The organism is Vibrio sp. 779(2023) (assembly GCF_033344285.1).
In the GTDB taxonomy this organism is placed as follows: Bacteria; Pseudomonadota; Gammaproteobacteria; order Enterobacterales; family Vibrionaceae; genus Vibrio; species Vibrio alginolyticus.
On sequence record NZ_JAWPOM010000001.1, the window covers coordinates 377132 to 395544 of the forward strand.

Genomic DNA, 18413 nt, shown 5'->3' on the forward strand with positions numbered 1-18413 from the left:
TAACTAGAAAAGGGCGACCACATGGTCGCCCTTATACTTAGCACGGATATTACAATTTTGGTTTGGCCGCCGATCAGTAATATCTTGGCTTTTATTGGCGTTACGCATAGCTGGCTGTTAGCTTAGTTCCTTACGATTCAATCACTAACAGTTTTTGTAACCATAACCTGAGTTTAGACTCAGGTTTTTTTATGCCTGTTAAAGGCAATTTTGCAATAAGTAGATAGAGATTAGCGGCTTTGCAATGGATTACACAGGGCTTGAATAATGCCCTGCGTAGCACTTCACATAAATAACTAGAGCTTAGTAAAAAGCTAAATTGAGGTAGGGAAGGAAGAGATTAAAACTCTCGGCTGGAAGGTGCGCATCCAACGTATTGAAGCAGCGTGTACAAACTTTCTTGCTGCAGTGCGACGCGACGAAATAGATTAGCAAAGGTAACGTCACCGCCAAAGCAAGTTTGAATGTAATGATTAATTTCTGTTTCGTTATACCCCTCGACGTACATGGTTCTCACCCACTGGTACTCGACCGCTTTTAAATTGGTCAACGTCTCTTCACTTAAGGTCGTTTCTTTTAGTCTCAAGATCCAAACTCTATCCAACTCTAAAATAATGGATGGATTTAAGCAAAGCTAGGTGAAGGATTTATGACAGAGAAGGGCGAGCGTGAAACAAATGGCAAAACCATGATGTTGCTCCACACTCTGGGTCTGGGTAACGTTGAGGTACTTAATAGCGTTCTTAACGGATGCCAGTTACTTGAGATATTTAACGTGTGCTTCCATTTCTTCCCCAATCTCTTTACGCATGTTCATAAGACGGATAGCGGATTGCTCTAAGGCTTTGTCTTCATCTGACTCTGGAATCCATTTCGGTACATCGGTTGGTTTTCCGTTTTCATCTACAGCAACCATGATAACGATACAGTGAGTGGTGAGTCTGTTTTTCATTTGCTTTGGATCACTAGCTTGCACGTCAATCGCAATGTGCATTGAGCTTCGTCCGGTATAAATGACTTTCGCGCTAACTTCGACTAAGTTGCCGACATGAATCGGAGCAACAAACCGAATGCCGCCAGCATATGCGGTAATGCAATATTTACCACTCCACGCTGCAGAACAGGCGTACGCTGCCAAGTCGATCCATTTCATTACGGCGCCGCCGTGCACTTTTCCGCCAAAATTTACGTCGCTGGGTTCTGCTAAAAAGCGAAGGGTAATGTCTCTTTGACCACTGCTCATCTGTCTTTCCTTGATGGGTTATTGTTTTCCCAATTTAGCAGCAAGATGAATTTTCGGGAATAGCGAATGAAACAAAATATTAACTTTTATTCGAACGCTGGAAGTGACAAGCCACAGCGTAGTTCTGTGGCTTGAGGTGTAGATGTTAATTGGCGGTAGAGGCAATCTCAGAATTGGACAATGGTTTTCTCTGTCTTACTTTTATTTGCGACAGGATAACGCCAGAGATGACTAACAACCCACCAATAATATGGTAAGCGTAAATTTTCTCACCAATTAGTGTTGAAGCAAGTATGACGGAAACCACAGGCATTAGGTTCATGAACATAGCACTTGAATCAGCACCAATTGAATCAATCGCTTTGACCCACATCAGCGGCGCGAAAATGGAAGCAGCAATACCAGCATAAGCGATTAATGGTAGCGCATCTTGGCTTGGTAACAGTTGCTCACTAGAGAGCCAAAGTGGTGTGAGCATCAAAACAGAAAAGAAGCCCTGCATGTAAACCAGAGTCAGACTACTGAATGGCATTTTCCAGCGTTTTAGCAGAACACAATAAGCCGCGTATACCATGGCAGCAACGAGCATTAAGCTGTCACCTTGCGTTAAGTCTTGATGTAAAAAGTAAGTGATATCACCGTGACCAAGCATAAATGCCAAGCCGACGAGCGAAATGACACCACCGACGATACTTAACATTGGTATAGATTTACCGAGCAATGGGACACTTAAAAACACACTGATCAAAGGAACTAAAGAGGTGATCAGGGCCATGTTAGAGGCCGTTGTTGTTAAACCGGCATAGTATCCAAGTGACTGGTTGAGAACCATACCAAGTAACGCAAGAAACGCCAACTTAGCTAAGTAAAGTCGAATAATGTGTCGTTGTTTGATGATTGCAGGCAGGCAAAATGGCGTTAGGAGTACCATTGCGACAAACCAACGGTAGAAACTCATCGCACTTGGTTCAATGGCGCTTGCTGCCATCTTGTTCACAATTGAGTTACCACCCCAAATCATAACGGTGAAAAACGGAAGTAAATAAATCATGAGAACCCTATAGCACAATTATTGATGGCGCTAGTCTGGCAGGTCTTTATAATAAAAAGTATCTCTTAAAAGACATCGTAAGCGATAGGAAGACAATTTTGAAAAAGAGCGCCAGAAATCTTCATCCCTCCTTATCAATCGATCGTGCGCCATCAGATGTATTTATGAATTTCGAAGCGTTTCTCTCTAATACAGAAACACGAATTCATAGCCACCCTTGGGGGCAAGTGCAACTGATCAGCGGTGGGATTCTGGAGATGGATGCAGAAGACACAAGATTTCTAGCACCTCCACATCTTGCTATTTGGGTTCCCGCCGGAGTTCGTCACACTAGCTACAACCGTAAGCCAATCGAATATTGTTCTTTGAACATTGCCCCTGAATTGACGGCGCATTTTCCAACTAAAACGAGCTTGATCAAAGTGACTCCAATCGTGTCATCTATTATTGAGGACTTTCGTCAGCGAGACATTAACGTGGCGCAAACTGATGAAGACAAGCGCTTGGTACAAGTGTTATTGGACCAGCTTGCAAAGCAAGAAGTGGAACATCACTTTTTACCGACAACCGACAACAAATATCTTCAGCCAATCTTAAAAGCAGTAGAAGAATCGCCAACCGATGAAATTAGTTTGGCGGAGTGGGCGGCAAAAGTGCATACTACAGAACGCACGTTAGCGAGACATTGCCAGAGTGAGTTGGGCATGAGCTTTACTGAGTGGCGCTTACGTGTGCGATATTTACATTCTATGGAGTTGCTGCGTAAAGGGCAGACTGTGAAAGAAGTCGCTCTGACGTTAGGTTATAACCAAGCTAGCCCTTTTATCGCGATGTTCAAGAAATACTCCGGCATGACACCGGAGCAATACAAGAATCGATTGTTATAGCTGAGCCAGAACGTAATTCAGACCACCGACCACGGCTGCAACTTGCGCATCGTTGCATTCTTCGTCGGTCACCGTTGGGCTGTCTGGGTACACTTCCGTTGTCGTGCCGTAAACGCAATTTGTTACGCCGCCACACAGCCCCAGTTTTACCATTGGGTAGTTGATAACGCCAAACTGTACGACGGGTGAACCAATGATTTCGCCGTTTTCATCTGCTGGTGCAATGTGAGTCACTTTTGCAACTGACTCAATGACCGCTTTTTGGAAGTCAGGCTGAGGGTTTTCACTATCTCCCACCGTGTAAAAGCCATCTGGGATCATACCTTCAATGTACTCAATACCATCACGAGCAGCTAAGGCTGGACGGAACTCAGTTTCGTCAGAATCTGTCGTTTCATGTAGATCAATGTGCATTAACACATCGCCTAAAGTTGCAACTAGCTTTATGAGGTTAGCGGACTCTTCGGCAGGGCTATCCTTATAGAAAGAGCGGTTTGGATCAATCGCGTTTGGATTCCAGCGGTTGATCACCTCGTAACCCCAAGGGCTTACGCAGGGGGCAATGACAATATTGAAATACTCTGCATAGCGCTCTGCTTCCGTTTCTACAAACTTTAATGCGCCATGTACACCGCTGGTTTCGTAACCGTGCACGCCGCCTGTGACCAACACAGCAGGTTTAGTTGAATCCCAATTGCGTGTTTTGATACAAAACAGAGGGAAGCGTGCCTCGTTGTATGAGAGCGCACCATATTGTTCAACATCAAAACGCTCGCGTAGGGCATCGATTTTACTGACGACTTCATCTTGGTAGCTACGTTTTACTTCTTGCGTTGCTAACCAAGCTTTACGTTCTTCTTCGTTCCAAGGTTGGCCAGGAGTACCGATCGGGTAAATGTATCCACTTTTCATCTATACTTTTTCTTTTGACTGCTGAAAGGTATCACAAGACTAGACCTGTCTTATCTTTACGGCAATATAAAACACCATTTGGGGTGGTATTCTTTGCAAAATCATCACTTTGATGAGTGATTCATTGGTGTTACATTTTGTTACTTACTCAATTTCATATAAGAGACCAAAAATGGCTGGAGCAAGTTTACTCACACTGTTGGACGATATTGCCACGGTGCTTGATGATGTCGCCTTAATGTCAAAAATGGCTGCAAAGAAAACCGCAGGTGTGTTGGGAGATGATCTAGCGTTAAACGCTCAACAAGTGTCTGGTGTTGCATCTGAGCGAGAGATTCCAGTGGTTTGGGCGGTTGCAAAAGGCTCATTCAAAAATAAAATGATTTTAGTTCCTTCAGCTTTACTTATTAGCGCGATTATTCCATGGCTTATTATGCCATTATTGCTAATTGGCGGCTTATTTCTCTGCTTTGAAGGGGCAGAGAAAGTACTTGAGAAAGTGTTTCCTCACTCGCATCCGCACGAAGAAAAAGAGGAGCTAGTTAATACTGGCGAGTCGATAGAAGAGTATGAAAAGCGTAAAGTTTCTGGTGCGATTCGAACAGACTTTATCCTTTCAGCAGAAATCATCGTGATTGCGTTAGGTACCGTGACAGGAGCCAGTCTTGTTACGCAAATTTTAGTTGTCAGTTTAATTGCAGTGATTATGACGGTTGGAGTTTATGGACTAGTCGCTGGGATTGTGAAGCTAGATGATTTAGGCCTTTACCTTGAAAGTCGCTCAAACGGTAAAGGTTGGGTGGCGAAAGTCGGAGGGGCCTTGGTCGCTTTTGCACCAAAGTTGATGAAGTTGTTAACCATTGTAGGAACTGCTGCGATGTTTTTGGTGGGTGGAGGAATTGTGGTGCACAACGTGCCAGCCATTCATCACTTTGTAGAGCCGATTATTATGAACTTTAGTGGTCATTCGGTTGCTACAGCCATTTTGCCTATTTTATTGAACGGTATTATCGGCTTTGTGGCGGGGTTGGTTGTGGTTGCGGTATGGACGATGGTTGAAAAGCTTCGTGGTCAATAATCACATCTAAAACATGAGACGATAATAACAAGGGTCATGACTTCTTTTTACAAAAAGCATGACCCTGTTTTATAGGTGAAATGTCAGTAAAGTACTTACTTCACTTTCCACTCGATCTGTTCATTTGCTCGAATAGGCACAACGATATCATTGCCAAATGGCATCGTTTCTGGCACATCCCAAGCGGATTTTTCTAACGTTACCGTATCTGTGTTACGTGCAATGCCGTAAAAATCAGGACCGTTGAAGCTTGCGAAAGCTTCCAAGTTTTCCAACTTGTCTTCTTTTTCGAAGACTTCTGCATAAAGCTCTAGCGCTGCGTGTGCAGTGTAAGAACCAGCACAACCGCAAGCCGATTCTTTTGCCCCTTTCGCATGTGGCGCTGAGTCTGTACCTAGGAAAAACTTCTTGCTACCACTAGTTGCTGCTTCGATCAGCGCTTGCTGGTGGGTTCCGCGCTTAAGAATTGGCAAACAGTAGAAATGAGGTTTAATACCACCCACAAGCATGTGGTTACGGTTGAAAAGAAGGTGGTGGGCAGTGATGGTAGCCGCTACGTTGTCTGAGGTGTTGTTAACGAAGTTTGCTGCGTCGGCGGTGGTGATATGTTCTAGAACGATTTTAAGATTAGGGAAGTCATTGACGATAGGAGCGAGGACAGTATCAAGGAATTCTTTCTCTCGGTCGAAGATATCAACATCGTGATGTGTTACTTCGCCATGAACCAGAAGTAACATTCCGACTTCTTCCATCGCTTCTAAAACGTGATAAATGTTCTTCGCATTGGTCACACCGGAATCTGAGTTTGTGGTAGCGCCTGCAGGATAAAGCTTGGCAGCAACAATGTTTCCGGTGGCTTTAGCCTTACGTATTTCGTCTGGTGTCGTGTTATCTGTAAGGTAAAGCGCCATTAAAGGCTCAAACTGTTCGCCATGTTGCTCTTTAATAATTCGGTCACGGTAGGCTAGGGCGAGCTCAGTTGTGGTAACAGGTGGGACGGTATTTGGCATAATCAGCGCACGGCCATTGTAGCGGCTGATGTCGCGAACGGTGTCTTTAAGAACTTCCCCATCGCGTAAGTGAACGTGCCAGTCGTCAGGACGAGTGATAGTCAGTGTTGTCATTAATTGCTCCCACCATTGAAAAGTTGTCTGATTGGAGCCTAAGCGCCGTATTTGCTTTTGAGCAAACGCTTGCGCTTAGGCGCCAGGATGATAGAGGAATTGCCCTCATATTTCATCCCATTTTTCAATTTTATAAAGAGTGAGAGTGTAAGTGGTTACTTCATTGTTAACCAAAGCGCGTGGATCGTACCTGGTAGAAAGAAGAAACACGTCAATATTAGATTAATCAAAAAGTCTTTATTTAGACCTTTCTCCATAAACACCGCGACAGGCGGAAGAAAGATACATAACAAAATCAGAACCAGTTTTCTTGTATCCATAATTAAGCTCCAAATCGATAAATGGGAGTAGTGATAACTTGGGTGAATTATGTGTGTCGTATCACACTTTATCAAACGGTATTTGGTCAGAACGGTGTTAAAAAACGCGAATATTGAGTGTAGTAAATACTTGTCACTAAAACCAAATTTATAAGAATATGGTTTCGAGAAAGTTGCGATGGATGAAGAGGCAGTAGACTCTGCAACTTAATGTGATTTGAGTATACAATACCGCAACAAATAAAAAACACCCGTAGGAAGAAGGCCATGTCGCAACCCGTTTTATCCCAAATTAATGTTTTTCCGGTTAAGTCAGTTGGCGGATTATCGCTGTCGTCCGTATGGGTTGAGAAGCAAGGATTGAGCTTCGATCGTCGCTTTATGATTGCGAAAGCTGATGGCTCGATGATCACTGCGCGAAAGTATCCGCAAATGGTAACCATTAAGTCTGCCTTATTGTCCGATGGAGTGGTGTTTAGTAGTTTGGGTATGGAGCCACTTAAAATCCGTTACCAAGATTTCAAAATGCAGGAGACACCTGCAACGGTTTGGAAAGATACGTTTACTGCCTATACCACGACAGATGATGCAGATGACTGGTTTAGTCGTGTGCTGGGGCAGCGCGTTGAGTTGTTGTTTAGTGGTGAGCAATCGAATCGTGTCCGTGAAAAGCTAGGTCAAAACGTCAGTTTTGCTGATGGTTATCCGGTTTTAGTGATCAGCCAAGCTTCACTTGATGAGCTGAACCGAAGAAGTTCAGAGCTACACTCAATGGATCAGTTTCGTACTAACTTAGTTGTCTCTGATACTAAGCCATTTGAAGAAGATTCATGGAAGCGCATACGAATCGGTGAGGTAGAGTTTGAGTCTCTCAAACCTTGCGAGCGCTGTATCCTGACTACAGTGAATACCCAAAGAGGGACATTCCGTGAGAGCAAAGAGCCGCTCAAAACCTTGCAACAGTTCCGTGCAAACGATGTCGGTGGTGTGTTCTTTGGCCAGAATCTTGTCGCGCGAAATGAAGGCATTATTCGTCAAGGCGATAAAGTTGAAGTATTGGAGTACAAAGAGCCGGAGTTTTACACAGATAACTCGCCAGTGCGCATGAAGCTTACATGTGTTGAGCGTGAAGAAATTGCCCAAGACTTTGTGACCTTATGGTTAGAGCCAAACAAAGGCTCGTTGCCTAATTACTTGCCAGGACAACACCTGCCAATAGAGGTGAATATTGATGGTAAGAAAGTGGGTCGACGCTATACCTTATCATCCAGTCCTTCTCGCCCGGGTCGTTATGCTATTTCTGTAAAGCGTATCGCGGGTGGAAGAGTCTCTAACTCACTCTTAGACAACTTACAAGTCGGTGATGTTTTAGAGGCAGAACAACCTGATGGCCAGTTCCACCTAAAAACGCATGAAGCGCAGCCTCTGCTGTTACTCTCTGCGGGTAGCGGAGTAACACCAATGCTATCGATGGTACGTTACTTAGCGGATCATAATCAGTTGGAGAACGTGGTTTTCTACCATCAATGTCGCACCGAAAATGATATTCCTTGTCGCTCAGAGTTGGAGCAGTTAAAGCGTGAGCACCCGAGGTTAGAAGTGAAAATCTGCTTGACGCAGCCTGCCGTTGATTGGTTTGGGTTAAAAGGGCGTTTAAGTTTGTCACACATTAAGCAAATAAAAGATGTTGAACAGCGCCAAGTGTTTGTGTGTGGTCCTGATGGTTTTATGGAGAAAGCGAAAAGTCTCCTGCTAAGAAAAGGGCTGCCAGAGGAAAACTACCATCAAGAAGCGTTTGGAGTTTCTTCTCTTACGTCAAAGCCAGAGAAAAGTCTCGCTATTGACTTTAATGGAACTAAAGTCGTAGGCAACAACCAAAAAACGTTGTTAGATCAGCTCGAAGATGCTGGGAAGGTCATCAGCAATAGCTGTCGTGCAGGCTTATGTGGTGCCTGTAAAGTTCAGCTTACGTCGGGGCAGGTTCATCATCCGGACGTGCCCGCGCTGACTGATGAGGAACGTGCAATGGGAACCGTATTGGCGTGTTGTGCTGTGCCAGAGACGGACGTAACAGTAACCAACTAGGCGAGAGCACCTTTGTCCTTCGACAAAAACTGTTCCTAGACAAAAAACGCTGCTATTTTTAGCAGCGTTTTGAGTTTTAAAGAGAGCTGAAAATATCGCTTAGTCGTAAATCGTCGGGATTGGCTGGCGTTTGTGCTGCGTTGCTTTGTAAATCGCTACCAGACGGTCACTCACTTGCTGTGGAACAGGTTTGCCCTCTAAGAAGTCGTCGATTTGCTCGTAAGTTAGGCTTAGGGCATCTTCATCTGCTTTTTGTGGAGCAAGCTCTTCTAAGTCTGCTGTTGGCACTTTCTTCACTAGTTGCTCAGGTGCACCCAATGTAGCAGCTACTTCACGAACTTGGCGCTTACTTAATCCGAACAATGGTGCCATGTCACAAGCGCCATCACCAAATTTAGTGTAGAAACCAGTGATGTTTTCTGCTGAGTGATCAGTACCAAGAACAAGGCCGCCTACGTAGCCCGCGATCTCGTATTGAGCAACCATGCGAGCACGCGCTTTTACATTGCCTTTTACGAAGTCGACTTTTGCTGCATCAGTTGGTAGAAGATCTGTGCCTTCTAATGCAACGTGAGAAGCCGAATGAAGCCCGTCAACACCTGCTTTGATGTTCACCGATACAGAATGGGTTGGCTGGATAAAAGACAGAGCGAGCTGAGCCTCATCTTCATCTTTTTGCTCCCCATAAGGCAGGCGAACTGCGATAAATTGGTAGCTATTGTTGCCCGCTTCTTCGTTTAGTTGGTCTACAGCCAACTGAGCTAAACGACCACATGTCGTTGAGTCAACGCCACCGCTGATGCCAAGAACAAGAGACTTACAGCCCGCTTCTTGCAATTTACGCTTAATAAAAGCGACACGGCGTTCAATTTCAAAATGCGGATCAATTGAAGGGAGTACGCGCATTTCGTCACGGATGGATTGTTCCATTTAGGGTTCCTTTTCCTGCAAATATTTCAGACTCTAAAGCACATTTGCTCAAATGGTGATAAACCATACAGTTGAGGCTCATTAAACGCGACTTTAGGGTCAAAAGCTGTAAAGATTAGTAGTATCATACCGAAATCATCAGATTAGAAAACTCTCTTCAACCAGGTAATCACCGGATATGAAAAAAATCGCCATTTTTGGTAGTGCATTTAACCCACCTAGTTTAGGGCATAAAAGTGTTATTGAATCTTTGAGCCACTTTGATCTTGTGCTACTTGAGCCGAGCATTGCACACGCTTGGGGCAAGAACATGCTTGATTACCCAACTCGGTGCAAAATGGTTGACGCGTTCATCAAGGATATGGGGCTTTCTAATGTTCAGCGTTCTGATGCGGAGCAAGCTTTATACCAACCTGGACAAAGTGTGACGACCTATGCGTTGTTAGAAAAAACTCAAGAAATCTACCCAACTGCCGATATAACTTTTGTCATTGGTCCTGATAATTTCTTCAAATTTGCTAAATTTAGTAGAGCTGAAGAGATTACGGAACGTTGGACTGTTATGGCATGTCCTGAAAAAGTAAAAGTCAGAAGCACGGATATTCGCAAAGCATTGGCCGAGGGTGAAGAGGTCGGTGCCTATACAACACCTTCCGTACGTGATTTATTACTTAGTAAAGGCTTATACAGAGAAACATTGTCTGGGAACTGAGAGGTCAGATTTTCATGGTCAGAGTCGTTTTATTTAGTGCATGTGCGCTGCTTGTGGTGACACAAGCTCATTCCGCGTGTAACTATTTTTCTGATCGTTCCGTGGTGTTTGAAGATAACACTCTTCCTATCTGTGAAGAAATTTTAGATTCCATCGGCGTGTTAAGTACTGAAGCATTGATTTGGTATGCAGCGGAAGCGAAGCTTGAAGGACCAACAGAAAACTATTGGGAGGAGTGGGCGATTAAGCCGGAAGACACCCCACTTCTAACTCAAAACTTAGAAAAGAATTACTTTGGTCTTGGTTTTTGGATGCCGGAAGAGCTTCGAGACGAAGAGAGTAAAATGGATACAGAAGAGTGGCTTCGTAGTCACGGGTTGATGTTCAGCGTTGGTTTTGGGGATAAATCCGACGGACAGCCAAGAATGCGGTTTGATTATCGTTGGCACGAATATTATGACGCTGACTGGATGATGCAGATAGAAGTACCTTTCTAGACATCTCAAGCAAATGAAAAAAGGGCGTACATTATCAATGTACGCCCTTTTTGCTTTTACTTGAATCTCTACTTTCTGTATCCGTAACTCTACGTAATGCTGAAAACGTAGCTTGTTAAAGAGCAAGTTATAGCGCTTCTCCAAAGACTAAAAAGCAAAGCTGTTCATATTCTTCGGTGTTACCAGCAAAAAGAGAGTCAACAATTTGCTCTTCCTTCTTCCCCGACAGTTTCATTTTTCTTGCTTCACGTAGTGTTAGTACCAAGCAAAGCTCTTTAGAAATATTCATGTCACAGCCAGGAGTCCATTGATTGATGGTTCTCGTTAACGTTGAGTGCGCTAGTTTAGGAGACAGCGTCAATACTTCATGTCTTACTACTGTCAGTAGATCGGTTTGCAGATCCGAGCGTTCGGCAGTTGTTGCTAGCTTCTCGACGAGCGCTTTTAGTAGCGGTGAAGGCTTCACAAAGCCCGCCTGTTGTGAGAAGTCGTCATTTAAACGCACAGAAAAATCACAACGATATACACGAGAATTAGGTAAAAAGGTGAGGGAGCTCAAACATCCTTGAGGAATCCAAAAATATTGGCCTGGTTCAATGGCATACTCCTGCTTACCCAATTTAATGACGGCTAACCCTTCGATGACAGACAGTAGACTGTGCTTCAATGCTTTTTTACGCGCAGCTACATCAAGAAAGGGGTATTTAGCGTCGTGAAATTCAATTGCGTAGTTCATTATGAGTACCAGTGTTTTTTGGCGCTAAGGGTAACGTTAAACCCATACGATTCCAACCTGCAGAGAGAATTTTTTAGCATGATAAATGGTGGCTTAACTGGTATGACCATGTTAAAAGTATGGGTTGAAATGCTGCTTGTCAGCAAAACTATGCGTAAAATGTGCCAGCTTTTTTTGATATGTAATGAACAATGACAGCCAATACCGATCCTTATATTGAAATTCGTCCTTACAACGACGAAGAAATTCCAGCAGCGCTGGATCGTCTAATCCAAGATGATGAATTTATCACTGCTATCCTAGAACATCGCTTTGCTAATAAAGCAGCGTGGTTCAAAACGCTAATGAGCCCGATCCTGCGCATCTACCTGAAAGCCAAGTGGAGCAAGCTTGATTCTGTCGAAGCAATTCAGATTGAAGTGAAGAAGTATCTGAAAGATACATTGAATAAGACAACGGATGGCGTCACTTTTTCTGGTTTGGATAAGCTGGATAAAAACACGTCATACCTATTCGTTTCTAACCACCGTGATATTGCGATGGACCCTGCGCTCGTAAATTATGGCTTGTACCAAAGTGGGCACCGTACAGTTCGTATAGCGATTGGCGATAACCTGCTGAAGAAGCCATGTGCGACAGAATTGATGCGACTCAATAAGAGCTTCATCGTTAAGCGCTCTGCTAAAGCGCCTAGAGAAATGATGAAAGCATTGGGACAACTTTCAAGCTATATCAAACATTCGCTTGATACTGGCAATTCAATTTGGATTGCCCAAAAGGAAGGCCGTGCTAAAGATGGAAACGACTTTACTGATCCTGCGATTTTAAAAATGTTCCATGTTGAAGGTCGTAAACAAAAGATCAGCTTTGGTGAGTACACGCGTTCTCTGAAAATCGTTCCTGTCTCGATTGCCTATGAAAATGATCCATGTGACATTGCCAAAGCAAAAGAGCTGTACGAAAAAGCAGAAAATGGCCGCTATGAAAAAGGCGAATTTGAAGATATCGAAAGCATCATTCAAGGTATCGTTGGCTATAAAGGCCGTGTACATGTTGCGTTTGGTGATGTGATTGAGCAAGAGTTTGAAACGCCGGAATCTCTTGCTGGTGAAATCGACCGCCAAATTCACAACAACTACAAGTTGTACCCAATCAACTTGTTAGCTGCTGGGCATGAAGATTCGAGCATCATTACGGAAGCGGTTAAGCGTCATCTCGCGGATAAGTTGGATCAGCTACCTGAAGGCGCAAGACCTTATTTGGTGGCGAGCTATGCTAATCCTGTGAATAACCAAGAGTAATCTTCGTCACTGAACTCTGTTGATTCAGAATGCCTTAAAGCCTCGGTCTGCCGGGGCTTTTGTTTATCTGCTCTTTAAGGTGCGACGGCGCCACCAAGGGTTAAATTGCTGGGCCATTTGGTGATCCTGTTACCACCTAAATAGATATTCCCTTTCACCGTCATTGTGTCTGGAAATACTTTCAGCGCTGATCCTCCAATATAGAGATTACCATCAACCACTAATCCTTCAGGAAGATCAGAAATGGGAGTGCGAATAACACTTAGATCACCTTTTACTCGAAGTTTAGCTGGAAGCGCTTTTAGCGGTGTATCTGTCAGATTTAGGTAACCGCCTAGTTTGATGCCTTTAGGCCAGTTTTCGATCTTACTACCTAGTAGGTTTGCATAGCCTTTTATCTTTGTTCCTGAGCGAATAACTTTGAGTGCGCTGTTAGTTGCTTCCAGACTGCCTTCAACATCAAGCCCTTTAGGCAAGGTTTTGATAGGGGTTTGTGAGATGTTTAAGTTGCCCTTTACCACTAGGCCAGAGGGTAGTTGGGTGTAAGGCTTGTTTCTAAGATCAAGATTGCCGTAATTATCGATGTGACCAAACTTAGAATAGTAATCTAGCTCATATGCCAAAGGAGACGAGCAGAGCAGGATTGAAGTAAGGCATAGGGAAACAAAACGCATAGTCAAAGAGTTAGTTAAATACCGAGATCAACAGGTGCTTATCTTATACTTAAATAAACCTATTATGCATTTTTTGCTCACAGTTTTTGATTCATAACTTAAATATTCAAATTAGAGATGCACGCTAAAAGTGTGCGCTTCTTTACTGCGCTAAGTAACTTCAAGCTTACTAAAATGAGATAAATTAAATGATTGAATGTGAAGCAGACCCAAGTGTAGAGGTGAGAAAAATATCAGTAGATATTTGAATAATATGAGATTCTTCCAAGAACTTCACAAGGGTCCTTGTTAGTATTATTGAGGTTTGAGGGAGATTTTCATGAAGTTAAAAAGTGTATCTATTTTTACCGCTGGTGTTTTTGCAGTACTGCTGTCGGGTTCCGTTTTTGCTAAATCATACAGTACACCAGAAAACAAAGCGCTAATAGTTGCTGACGGTAAGGTAGGTCAGCGTATCTGTTACTACGATGATAAAGCCTACACCACAGGGGCCGTGATTAATGTTGAAGGCGTATTACTGATGTGTACCGCTGAGAACGATTTTGAAACCAATGGCTCGTTAAAGTGGGTCGTGTTCAAAAAAGATAAATAAACGCGCCGAAGTTGTCTGTTTCATTTAGAGCGGTTTAAGATTAAGAGATTGGAAAAATAAAAAGCGAGCATCATGCTCGCTTTTTTCATTAACGCGCGAGTGAGCGAGTTTTTAATTCAAAGATAAGTTTTTCAGCACTTACTTCAAATTTGAATCGAGCCGTCGCTTGGTTCGATTCTTCGGTTATTTCTGAAACATTGTATTCAACATCAGCACATACTGATTTAGCGAGCTCGATGTATTTTTGTAGTTCAGACTCTAGCTCTGTTTTTGTCTGTGCGAAAACCGTTACGTCGGCAACTTCGTCACCTTCTTTGATGATAAAGCCAATCTCGCCAGCACAGCCGCAGGCCTCACATACTTGGTTTTTTTCTAATTCGACACTCATAACGAATCCTCTTGTAAATACTAAGGGTATTCTATCAGGTATTTGATCTGTATCTACAAAAATGACGACTTTTGCGTAAAAAAGGAACAGAATAGGCACTTGTTAAGTAAGGGTTAAAGGTTGGATTACTAAATCATCAAGAACGTTAATGTGATATATATCAACATTTAAAATCAATTAACGAACATAGTGACGAGATTTTGCTCAGTCCAGTTGAACTAATGGTTAATTTATAAGACTATTTCTTGATTGATTATTTTTAATAATTATCATTCTTGGTCTTTGAATAGTTTCGATGAATAATTGGCGCAAGGTTTTGATGAGACTAACTTTTCGCCTTATTTTGAGTAGCATGTATTGACAAAAACATAACTGAAAATTACACATTACGCAGTGTAAAGACGTTATGGTTTGGAACTCGACATGATATTAAATAGTCGCAATACATATACCCAAAGCGCTTTAAAGTGCAGCGTTTAGCAACCTGATTTCTAGGTTTTCGCTAATCGAACCGCATCGGCGAGCCGGGTATAATGCTAAGAATGATTTCATTCTGGCCTCATTTAATAGTGAGTTAGATGGATTTACAAAGAGAAGAGCTTAAAATATGCCAAAGCGTAGTAAAGAAGATACCGAAATCACTATCCAAAAGATCATGGATGCCGTTATTGATCAGCTACTCAGATTAGGTTACGACAAAATGTCGTACACGACGCTAAGCCAGCAGACAGGTATATCGCGTACCGGTATTAGCCATCACTTCCCTAAGAAAACGGACTTCACCGCCGCACTGGATAGCCGTATCTTTAAAATGTTTATTGAACACTTAGAGTTTGATAAAGGATTAAATGCATTTTCACAAAGTTGGATTAAAGCGCTGGAAGATGCTGAGTTCCTCGCGATTTTACGACTGCTATTCCATCACATTGTCACCGCTGAAAATGCGCAAGAATTTGCTGCTAATGGTATTGACCGCTTATACAAAATGGTTGAAAGCCAGTTTGGTGCGGGTGGTGACAAAGAGCTTGAGTGGTTGATTGGTCGTTCATTGATCCAAATGAGCAAGTAATAGCGTTTAAAGCAACAAATTCTGCCAATATAAAAGCAAAGGCCCGCAACTCTCATATTGCGGGCCTTTGTCGTATCAAAGTGTTTTCGAGACGGCTTTAGAGGAGATACGCTTTATGCTGCGGCATGCACTTGAGGGAAGTCTAGCGTCGGATGTTTTGTCACAATAGAGCGATAGCCATAAACTTGTTCAATGCGCTCTGACGTTAGTGCATTCCATGGCGTGTCATCACAAACTAGTTTCCCGTTATGCAAGAGTACAAGGCGGTCCGCGTACTGAGAGGCTAGATTCAAGTCATGTAACACCACAACCACCGCAGCGTTCTGTGCTTTTGCCGTTTCACGAGCAATTTTTAACGTGTTGTGTTGATGGGCGAGATCCAACGCTGAGGTAGGTTCATCAAGCATTAAGATTCGTTTTTCGCCAGATTGATGTAGTTGTGTCATCACTCGTGCTAGATGCAGTCGTTGCTTTTCTCCACCAGATAAAGACGGGTACAGGCTTTCTGCTAAATGCAATACGTCGGTTTGTTCCATGTAATGTAAAGCCAGTTTAGTGGTTTCTTTATTGGACAGTGATAGCGGTATTGCCCCCAGCTCTACTACTTCTCTGGCTAGAAATGGGAAGGTTAAGGTGCTGTGCTGCGGGAGCATTGCAATATGTTTGGCGCTTTTTTCAGGCTCCCAATCATGCTTTTGTTTACCGAAGTAGGTGATGTGATGATTCGAAGAGATCTCACCGCATAGAAGCTTGAGTAAAGTACTTTTACCTGCGCCATTGGGGCCGAGTAGGGCGGTCACTTCACCAGCTCGGATATCAATGTTGATGTCATCGAGCACCACACGGTTGCCATATGTCATCGAAATGTTTTTCCCCGATAAAACGATCTGGTTCATTACAAAATCTTCCCTTTTTGCTGGAACAATAAGTAGATGAAAAAGGGCGCGCCAATCAATGCGGTCACGATTCCAACTGGTAATTCAGCTGGTGCCACGGCAACACGAGCAAACATATCTGCGGCAGTAAGAAGCAGTGCTCCCATTAAGGCAGATATTGGTAATAGCGTTCGATGGTCAGGCCCAGCGAGCATGCGCCCTAAGTGAGGAATCACGAGCCCAATAAAGCCAATTGCACCACTGATGCTCACCGTAATACCAACACCCAGTGCAGAAAGTAAAATAAGCTGACGTTTGAGTTTTTGAACCGGAACTCCTAAGTGTCTTGCTTCTGATTCCCCTAACAACAGAGCATTCAGCGCCATCGACTTCTTCTGAAACCAGAGCAATAGGATGACGAGTGTTACAGCAGATAGAGCAATCCCTGACCAATTTGCACCAGCTAATGAGCCCATCGACCAAAGCGTCAAATCTCGCAGCATCTGATCATCTGCGATAAAGTTCATGTAGCCAATCGCAGCACCCGAGAGCGCGCTGATGGCAACGCCGGCTAACAACATAATTGTAACTGAGGTACCAAACTTACTTGTGCCGAGTTTATAAACGAGAATAGTCGTTAGTGCACCGCCAATGAAAGCAAAAAGAGGCAGAGCCGCTAAGTTCATTAGTTGCGGATAGTTTTGGCTAAATTCAGCAAATACAACAATAGCGAATGCACCACCAAGAGCAGCGCCAGCAGACACACCAATGATACCAGGCTCGGCTAATGGGTTACGGAACAAGCCCTGCATAACCACACCACAAATTGCTAAAATGGCGCCGATGAACATACACAAAATGGTGCGAGGCAATCGGATTTCGTTAATGACCAACTGAATGTGAGGAGCGAGATCAGAACTGCCTCCCGTTAGGCTACGCAAACTGTCAGCAAAGCTAATATTCATTGGGCCAACGGTAATAGAGGCGATAGCAATAAATGCTAAAAATCCACTAAGCACTGATAACGTCGTTGAAAGGGGGATGCGTCTTAACAACATGTCATGTCTCTATGGGTAAAGCAGTGCATTCAAGCGTTTAGCTTCTGCAAGGCTTTTAAGGCCCAAACCACCTACCAGAGCATGGCCATCAATCGTTATGATGTCTTTGTTCTTTCCAGCGGGTGTTGCAGCAAGAAGCGGCATTGCTTTTAAAATTGCATCGGCACCACCCAACGTTTCATAGCTGCGACCACTAACAAGAATCACGTCAGGCTGCATCTCTACCATCGCTTCTGTGGATAGAGGCTTGTAAGACGAGAGTTGTGTAGCGGCTGGGTTTTGTCCGCCGGCGAGTTGAATAATTGCATCGGGTGTCGTTTGTGAGCCCGCAACATTTGCAGGTCGCCCTTCATGGATCAGCAGAAAGAGCACTTTCTTTTTCTTCGCTTGATCAGGTTGGTTTGCATTGAGTGCTTGTACTTGCGCCTGGACATCTTGCTTTAAGCTTTCAGCTTGAGCTTTGCGATCCATAAGGTTCGCAATTTGATCAATACGTTGATAAAGGCCCTCGACATTTGCATCAGTATTAACGATTTCTACATCTACGCCAGCCGATTTCAATTGGTTCAATGTTGTTTTCGGCCCCATCTCATCAGAACCAATGACTTTTGTCGGACGTAAGGCGAGCAACCCCTCCGCTGAAAGACGACGATGGTAGCCCACTTTAGGCAGTTCCATTTCTTTTGGTAATTGACTGGTGACGTCGATAGCAACCAAGCTATCTTTAGCGTCGAGTTCAAGCAAGAGTTCAGTGACGGCGCTGCCTGCGCTAACAACGCGCTCTGAGGATGGCGTTTCATTGGCAAAAAGTTGACTACTCGCAAGTAGGGAAATAGCTGCCGTGACAACAGCATGAATAGTGATGCGTGTGTTCTTCATTT

General features: G+C 43.7%; 21 protein-coding genes. 8 read left to right on the top strand and 13 right to left on the bottom strand.

The window, feature by feature from the left end:
• Positions 1–340: 340 nt before the first annotated feature.
• The 3 genes from R8O70_RS01650 to R8O70_RS01660 all read right to left on the bottom strand — a co-directional run bounded on the left by R8O70_RS01650 (position 341) and on the right by R8O70_RS01660 (position 2294).
• The gene (locus R8O70_RS01650) at positions 341–586 is read right to left on the bottom strand and encodes a hypothetical protein (protein ID WP_005375277.1); all 246 of its coding nucleotides are present in this window, start codon (positions 584–586) and stop codon (positions 341–343) included.
• A gap of 171 nt (positions 587–757) precedes the next feature.
• A complete protein-coding gene (locus tag R8O70_RS01655) occupies positions 758–1243 on the bottom strand; it encodes an acyl-CoA thioesterase (RefSeq protein WP_005375279.1) in 486 nt (161 codons plus the stop codon).
• Positions 1244–1388: 145 nt separating this feature from the next.
• The gene (locus tag R8O70_RS01660; RefSeq protein ID WP_213870341.1) at positions 1389–2294 is read right to left on the bottom strand and encodes a DMT family transporter; all 906 of its coding nucleotides are present in this window, start codon (positions 2292–2294) and stop codon (positions 1389–1391) included.
• Positions 2295–2392: 98 nt separating this feature from the next.
• Here R8O70_RS01660 and R8O70_RS01665 point away from each other — a divergent pair, with 98 nt between their 5' ends.
• Entirely contained in the window at positions 2393–3181 is a 789-nt protein-coding gene (locus tag R8O70_RS01665) for an AraC family transcriptional regulator (protein ID WP_213870342.1), read from the top strand.
• On the opposite strand, the gene R8O70_RS01670 is transcribed toward R8O70_RS01665, so the two are convergent.
• Complete coding sequence (locus R8O70_RS01670; RefSeq protein ID WP_213971297.1) at positions 3176–4093, bottom strand: M14 family metallocarboxypeptidase; 918 nt, start codon at positions 4091–4093, stop codon at positions 3176–3178. The genes R8O70_RS01665 and R8O70_RS01670 overlap by 6 nt on opposite strands.
• Positions 4094–4265: 172 nt before the next feature.
• Here R8O70_RS01670 and R8O70_RS01675 point away from each other — a divergent pair, with 172 nt between their 5' ends.
• On the top strand, positions 4266–5171 hold the full coding sequence (locus R8O70_RS01675; protein ID WP_213870345.1) for a DUF808 domain-containing protein: 906 nt from the start codon (positions 4266–4268) through the stop codon (positions 5169–5171).
• Positions 5172–5266: 95 nt separating this feature from the next.
• On the opposite strand, the gene pyrC is transcribed toward R8O70_RS01675, so the two are convergent.
• Together pyrC and R8O70_RS01685 are read right to left on the bottom strand one after the other, a co-directional pair.
• The gene (gene pyrC / locus R8O70_RS01680; protein ID WP_318184008.1) at positions 5267–6295 is read right to left on the bottom strand and encodes a dihydroorotase; all 1029 of its coding nucleotides are present in this window, start codon (positions 6293–6295) and stop codon (positions 5267–5269) included.
• A 155-nt stretch (positions 6296–6450) separates the two neighbouring features.
• Complete coding sequence (locus R8O70_RS01685) at positions 6451–6615, bottom strand: YqaE/Pmp3 family membrane protein (protein WP_005375297.1); 165 nt, start codon at positions 6613–6615, stop codon at positions 6451–6453.
• Positions 6616–6882: 267 nt separating this feature from the next.
• Between R8O70_RS01685 and R8O70_RS01690 the strand changes: the two genes are divergently transcribed.
• Positions 6883–8700 (top strand): hybrid-cluster NAD(P)-dependent oxidoreductase, encoded by a 1818-nt coding sequence (locus tag R8O70_RS01690; protein WP_258624780.1) that lies wholly within the window; start codon positions 6883–6885, stop codon positions 8698–8700.
• Between the two features lie 99 nt (positions 8701–8799).
• On the opposite strand, the gene nadE is transcribed toward R8O70_RS01690, so the two are convergent.
• Positions 8800–9630, bottom strand: coding sequence for an ammonia-dependent NAD(+) synthetase (gene nadE, locus R8O70_RS01695; RefSeq protein WP_005375299.1), 831 nt, complete (start codon positions 9628–9630; stop codon positions 8800–8802).
• Positions 9631–9808: 178 nt separating this feature from the next.
• On the opposite strand from nadE, the gene R8O70_RS01700 reads away from it, so the two are divergent.
• Together R8O70_RS01700 and R8O70_RS01705 are read left to right on the top strand one after the other, a co-directional pair.
• Complete coding sequence (locus tag R8O70_RS01700; RefSeq protein ID WP_213870348.1) at positions 9809–10342, top strand: nicotinate-nicotinamide nucleotide adenylyltransferase; 534 nt, start codon at positions 9809–9811, stop codon at positions 10340–10342.
• A gap of 14 nt (positions 10343–10356) precedes the next feature.
• Complete coding sequence (locus R8O70_RS01705) at positions 10357–10839, top strand: hypothetical protein (protein WP_017635276.1); 483 nt, start codon at positions 10357–10359, stop codon at positions 10837–10839.
• A 127-nt stretch (positions 10840–10966) separates the two neighbouring features.
• On the opposite strand, the gene R8O70_RS01710 is transcribed toward R8O70_RS01705, so the two are convergent.
• On the bottom strand, positions 10967–11575 hold the full coding sequence (locus R8O70_RS01710; protein ID WP_005375302.1) for a hypothetical protein: 609 nt from the start codon (positions 11573–11575) through the stop codon (positions 10967–10969).
• Positions 11576–11766: 191 nt separating this feature from the next.
• On the opposite strand from R8O70_RS01710, the gene R8O70_RS01715 reads away from it, so the two are divergent.
• Entirely contained in the window at positions 11767–12876 is a 1110-nt protein-coding gene (locus R8O70_RS01715; protein WP_005385027.1) for a 1-acyl-sn-glycerol-3-phosphate acyltransferase, read from the top strand.
• A 74-nt stretch (positions 12877–12950) separates the two neighbouring features.
• Here R8O70_RS01715 and R8O70_RS01720 read toward each other — a convergent pair whose 3' ends face one another.
• Positions 12951–13550, bottom strand: coding sequence for a hypothetical protein (locus R8O70_RS01720; RefSeq protein WP_005375305.1), 600 nt, complete (start codon positions 13548–13550; stop codon positions 12951–12953).
• Between the two features lie 319 nt (positions 13551–13869).
• Between R8O70_RS01720 and R8O70_RS01725 the strand changes: the two genes are divergently transcribed.
• Entirely contained in the window at positions 13870–14142 is a 273-nt protein-coding gene (locus R8O70_RS01725; RefSeq protein ID WP_005375306.1) for a YnjH family protein, read from the top strand.
• An 88-nt stretch (positions 14143–14230) separates the two neighbouring features.
• Here the strand turns inward: R8O70_RS01725 and R8O70_RS01730 are convergent, their stop codons facing one another.
• Positions 14231–14530: a YfcZ/YiiS family protein gene (locus R8O70_RS01730; protein WP_005375307.1), complete on the bottom strand. Its 300-nt coding sequence runs from the start codon at positions 14528–14530 to the stop codon at positions 14231–14233.
• A gap of 607 nt (positions 14531–15137) precedes the next feature.
• Between R8O70_RS01730 and R8O70_RS01735 the strand changes: the two genes are divergently transcribed.
• Positions 15138–15599: a TetR/AcrR family transcriptional regulator gene (locus R8O70_RS01735; protein ID WP_086047264.1), complete on the top strand. Its 462-nt coding sequence runs from the start codon at positions 15138–15140 to the stop codon at positions 15597–15599.
• Between the two features lie 113 nt (positions 15600–15712).
• Here R8O70_RS01735 and R8O70_RS01740 read toward each other — a convergent pair whose 3' ends face one another.
• The 3 genes from R8O70_RS01740 to R8O70_RS01750 are packed head-to-tail and all read right to left on the bottom strand — an operon-like array spanning position 15713 to position 18411.
• Positions 15713–16495 (bottom strand): heme ABC transporter ATP-binding protein, encoded by a 783-nt coding sequence (locus R8O70_RS01740; RefSeq protein WP_005385036.1) that lies wholly within the window; start codon positions 16493–16495, stop codon positions 15713–15715.
• Positions 16495–17532, bottom strand: a complete 1038-nt coding sequence (locus tag R8O70_RS01745) for a FecCD family ABC transporter permease (RefSeq protein ID WP_054578656.1) — start codon at positions 17530–17532, stop codon at positions 16495–16497. Before R8O70_RS01745 ends, R8O70_RS01740 begins: the two co-directional genes overlap by 1 nt.
• 9 nt (positions 17533–17541) lie before the next feature.
• On the bottom strand, positions 17542–18411 hold the full coding sequence (locus R8O70_RS01750) for a heme/hemin ABC transporter substrate-binding protein (protein ID WP_053303820.1): 870 nt from the start codon (positions 18409–18411) through the stop codon (positions 17542–17544).
• Positions 18412–18413 lie beyond the last annotated feature (2 nt).